The organism is Campylobacter gastrosuis (genome assembly GCF_030249845.1).
Classification (GTDB): domain Bacteria; phylum Campylobacterota; class Campylobacteria; order Campylobacterales; family Campylobacteraceae; genus Campylobacter_A; species Campylobacter_A gastrosuis.
On record NZ_JANURM010000036.1, the window covers coordinates 1 to 4,790 of the forward strand.

3 protein-coding genes are annotated in these 4,790 nt (G+C 38.4%); all 3 read left to right on the forward strand.

Annotation, left to right across the window (positions count from 1 at the left end; genetic code table 11):
- The first annotated feature begins 112 nt into the window (after positions 1 to 112).
- Positions 113 to 454, forward strand: coding sequence for a hypothetical protein (locus NYG85_RS11700; RefSeq protein WP_284938827.1), 342 nt, complete (start codon positions 113 to 115; stop codon positions 452 to 454).
- Positions 454 to 1,641 (forward strand): hypothetical protein, encoded by a 1,188-nt coding sequence (locus NYG85_RS11705; RefSeq protein WP_284938829.1) that lies wholly within the window; start codon positions 454 to 456, stop codon positions 1,639 to 1,641. Before NYG85_RS11700 ends, NYG85_RS11705 begins: the two co-directional genes overlap by 1 nt.
- 12 nt (positions 1,642 to 1,653) lie before the next feature.
- The coding region (locus tag NYG85_RS11710; protein ID WP_284938830.1) for a hypothetical protein at positions 1,654 to 4,790 on the forward strand (3,137 nt) is incomplete at its 3' end.

Genomic DNA, 4,790 nt, shown 5'->3' on the forward strand with positions numbered 1-4,790 from the left:
CGGTCGCTCCGTTTGATTTTTCGCCCACGCCTAGCCTAAGCCTAACGCTACTTTGCGATTTACCGCTCTTTAAAATTGGGTTTTATAAAAACAAAAAAAACAAGGAGTAACAATGGATTTTTTAGGTGGGTTATCATCTCTTGGCAGTGCTATTGGCAACGGCTTAAAGAGTGGATGGGAGTGGCTAAAAGGCACGGACAACAACGGCACAAGTAACGCATTAACGGCACTTGGCACACTAGGCGCGCTTTATAATGGCTACGAGCAAAATAAAATGGCTAAAAAGAATTTTGCCCTGCAAAAGGACGCTTACGATTTTAACAAAATGCTATCACAGCGAGAGTTACAAAAAGAAAATCGTGCTCAGCAAAATTTAGAAAATGCGTGGGCTAATTCAGCACTTAGCAAGGCTTTTAAGGACGCACGGCTAAAAGATGATGAGGAGGAGCAATAATGGCATATTATAACCCTCAAAGAGTGGATTTTAGACCAGATAGCGGAGTGATTGGAGCTAGTGGGGCGTTAGGAGGCGCCCTTTGGGATATTTACAAAACAAACGTTTCTAAAAATCAAGCAATGGCAAATTTAGGCGAAACAAAAAGGCATAATGAAGCGGTAGAAAATAACGCAGCCGAGCAATTAGCCTCAAATAATGCGTGGCGACAAGTGCAAAAAGACAACGCAGACAGAGAGTATCAATTTAACTTGGATAAATTTAACGCTGATAGTGAGTTTAAAAATAGACAACTAAACGAGCAAATAAAGTTAAGACAAGAGCAAAACGCCTTTAATAACGCCTATAAAAACGCACTTTTGGCACAAAAGCAAGATGAGATAAAGGCAAAACAGCAAGAGATTAACGAAGCTAACGGCGGATTAAGCCCACTTGAATATTTTAATAACAACAAGGACAACAAGCAATTTATGGCAATTTTTGGCGGACTTGATGAGAATACTGGGCAGGTGGATTTAAACAAGGCAATGCGAAATTTTGCAAATTACGTAAATACAAATAAGACGTGGGGCAAAAATATCACTGACAAATTAAATAAAGATGACGGCTTTGATAAAGAGATGAGCCAAATTTTAGAGGGGGCTAATAAGCTAAATACAGCAGGGCAAAATTTTAAATCTTATGGCAAAGAGCTAGATAATTTTGACGGCTTGATTGACAGAGTTGGCGACTGGTGGCAAGAGATGAGGGGTAAAGATAACGGCTCGCAGTCAGCTAGGGATTTAACGCAAATGCTAACAAATGCAGGAGTGCAGTTAGCAAAAATGGGCAGGGCTGATAGAGAGATACAAGATTTATCAAAAGAACTTGGCGTAAGTTTAAACGGCGTTTTCTTTGATAACGACACGGCTTTAAAGGCTAGGCGTTTAAGTGAGCGGATTTTTGATACAACAATTGGCGATTTGACAAACAAAAAAGAAGCCACAAAAGACCCTTATCAAAGATACGTAATTAATCAAAAAATAAAAACTCTTAACAGCCAAAAAAATGAGATTATGGACGCTATTTATAAGCCTAGCGATAAGGGCGAAAGTAAAATTTCGTGGCAAGGGGTGAATAAGCTTGAAAACACAGCTACAAAACCTAATACAAACAGCCGACCACCACTTGATAATTTTAATTTTTAAAGGATAAGAAAAATGGGATTTGATTATAACGGAGCTATAAAAGCAGGATATAGTGATGATGAGATAAATAACTATTTAGGATTTAATTATAAAGGGGCGCTAGACGCTGGATATTCACACGATGAGATAAACAGCCATTTATTAAATAAAAACAAAAATTTAGCTAATAATCAAGTCCAAAATGTGGTTAGCTTTACAAATGAAGCACCAAAAGCCCCTGATTTAAGCCAAATAAAACCGCACGAAAATAAAAGCTGGTTTGATAGCGTGATAGATAGCGGCAAACGCTTTTATAAAGATATAACCTCGCCTATTGAATACGCAGCCGATAACATAGTAGCGACCATAACTGGTAAAAGCACTAATGAAGTAAGAGATAACTATAAAACACAGCAAGACGTATCAAAAATAAATCGCACATTATCGGCACAAGAAGCCTTAAATAACGGCACTTTCGCACTAGGCGGATTATTTAAAAGCGATGATGAAAGAAAAGCGGACGCAGAAAAAACAAAAGATATTTTTATAAAAACAGCACAAGAGCTAGGTTATGAGCCATTTATGGCAAATCATAACGGCGAGATAAAATACGGCGTTAAGCTAAAAAATGGCGAGATAAAAGATATTACGCCCGATTTTTTAGACCTTTTGGGAGCAAATGCTAACGAATTAATAGGCTCACTTGGTGGCACAGCGGTCGCACTTGCTACAAAAAGCCCGGTAGCAGGGGGAGCGGTAAGAAGCTTATTAGCACCAGCAACAGCAAGAGCTTTAACTTATGGAGCAGGTTTTGGCGGAGTAGGAGCGGGAGCGGATTATGCAAGAAATATAGCCGACACAGACGGCGATTTTAAAGTAGATGAAGCGATAAAAGCAGTTATTGGCGGAGCTAGTAACGAAGCCTTAGGGGCTGGACTTGCTGAGCTTTTAAGTCCTGCTATTAAAAGCTTTAAAGCGACTGGTAAAATTTCAGCCGAAGCGATAGGCAAAGTGGCTGATTATATGCCTATTTTAAAGACATTAAGAGAACAAAACGTAGGCGGAGCGTTAAAAGAAGTCCAGGAACAAGTCGGCGGCAAAGAAAATTTAGACGAGCTTTTAAGACAAGCTGACGAAATGGGCGTAAGAGTAGATATTAATGACGGCTCATATTTAACTAGTGTAGCAAAAGAGGAGCTAGAAAAAGCAGGGCAAAAAGTAGATGATTTTAACGCTAATAATGAGCTACTACAAAAGGGCAAAGAATGGACGCAAAAAGGCGTAAATTTAGCAAAAGACGCCGTAGATACAGCACAAAATATATTTTTTAAAAATGATGAGATAACAAAAAACCAAAGCGACTTTTTAACCGCAGCAAGAGCTAATGAAAGAGTAGCACAAATCGCAAGTAACGCACTAAGCTCAAACGCAACGGCAGCAAATAGAATGAATGAGATAATCACAGCTGACGCAAATAAAATTTTAGATGAGTTCAATGCATTAAAGGGAGCGGACGACATATCTGTAAAAGATATGGCGACAAGTTACGAAGCAAGGGTAAAGCAAGAATTTAACGACGGATTAAAAGCCTTAGAGGATAGCATAGGCGATATAAAAACGACGCTTAATGAGATACCAACTAGCGGGCAGTTTTTAGATAATATCGCTGAATTAAAAGCAAGAGAATGGGGCGGTGTAGCTAACACAAAGCTAAAAAATATCTTAGAAAATTTAGCAAATGGTAAAGAGATAGATATAAGTGGAGTAAATGGGCTAAGGGCTGAGCTAAACGACCTAATAGCAGACACCCAGCAAAACAGCGTAAAACGCATAGCAAGAAGCATTAAAGATTATGTAGAAAGCGACATTTTAGACAATATTTTAACAAAATCCCCACTACAAAACGAAGCAAAAAACCTTTATAAGACAATGGTATCTGAGTATAAAGATATGAAGCAAATCGCAGATAGCAAGTGGTTTAAAACAGCACAAAATACAGATAAGGGCGAGGATAGCGTCATTAAAGCCATAAGTAAGGTAACAGACGAAAAAGCCCCAAATAATAGCGTAGATAGCTTTTTATCAAAGCATAGCGACAAAGATATCGCAAAAATAGAGCTTGGCTTATTAGACAAAGCCTTAAATGAATACACTTATCAATTAGGCACAAATGGCAAAGTGCTAGACATAAAAAAAGTTATAAAAGCCGTAAGTAATCACAATTTTAGAAGTGGCGACGCAAAAAATTTTATAAATCTGCTTAATAAATTAGAGCCACTAATCGGACAAGACATAAACCTAGCAAAGGCAATGGGAGCTTACAAAAACGGCGAAAAATTAAGTCAAGGCATAAGCCAAAATCCTATCACTAGAATTTACACGATGTTAGCAAACCGCACAATAAAAACAGCCCTAAGATTTGCCCCGATAATCGGTAGGCAACCAGCACTAATCCACCACGTAGAACAGGCGATTTTAAAATCAAAAAACTATAACGGCTTTATAAACAACCTAACAAAAATCGCAACTGACCCAAATACGCCAAATAGCATAAGAGCGGAGCTAACTAAATTTTTAACCGCACGTGATGATTTAACGCCAAAGCAAGAAGCAAAAGAAGCGACAAACGCCATAAGCGTAAATAAAAATCCAAGCGTTGATGAGCTTAATGCACTGCAAAGGCAAGGCGAAAATTTTAATATCGTAGGCGAGAGTAAGCCATATCAATACGCAGAGCAAAACTTTAAAGCCGAGCAGTGGATTAATGATTTAAGTGGCGTATTAAACGATGAATGGGTGGCAAATTTAAAAAGCCTAGCCATAAAACACCCCGAAATGTTTAAAAGTGAAGCGGACGTGTTTAGAGTGATAAAAGAGATTAAGGACAATCCAACGCATTTTTTTAAAAACAACCGAGACGATATGGCTTTAATCGCAAAAGAGCTAAAAAGTGGCAAAATGGGTAAAATCGCAGTAGCAAAAGATAGCGGTAAAATCGGACACGCAACAATAAGCTCAAATAAAAACGAGTTGGCAAGATTACAAAAGAATAATGAGCCTTTACAGGCAAAGGCGCCGCACTTTGCACCCCAGTCCGAAAAAATATCGCTGGGCAAGGCTGATGAAAAATCATATTCTGTAAAGGCTAATGATGACATTATACCACAAAC